The organism is Vibrio sp. 10N.261.45.E2 (genome assembly GCF_002875705.1).
Classification (GTDB): domain Bacteria; phylum Pseudomonadota; class Gammaproteobacteria; order Enterobacterales; family Vibrionaceae; genus Vibrio.
Genome location: NZ_MCZZ01000081.1, coordinates 1 through 369 on the forward strand (window position 1 = coordinate 1; position 369 = coordinate 369).

The following is a 369-nucleotide window of genomic DNA, read 5'->3' on the forward strand; positions in this document are numbered from 1 at the left end:
GTCCACTCCGCCACTTATTCGATAACCTCGCCTAGTGCGAGGTTTTTTCGAATCTGACGTAAGATAAAGTTTTAGGGGTGTAGCTCCAATTGGCAGAGCAGCGGATTCCAAATCCGCGTGTTGGGAGTTCGAATCTCTCCACCCCTGCCATATTCAAGGCTCTAGCAGAAATGCTAGAGCCTTTTTGCTTTTTGGCGTTAAACATGCAATTGACAGAGCATCAGATTCCGGCAACATCAAAATAGCACGTGCTAGGAGCTCAACCCTCTCTACCCCAACCATATACAAAGCCTCAATAGAAATGCCGAGGCTTTTTTTGTATATGTCGCTTTTTCAAAGTGGTTAAGAGATAATACCAATTCCGTTAAT

1 tRNA gene is annotated in these 369 nt (G+C 44.4%); it reads left to right on the plus strand.

The window, feature by feature from the left end:
- Positions 1-73: 73 nt before the first annotated feature.
- Positions 74-150: transfer RNA gene (locus BCT34_RS04480), tRNA-Trp, on the plus strand.
- The last annotated feature ends 219 nt before the right edge of the window (positions 151-369 follow it).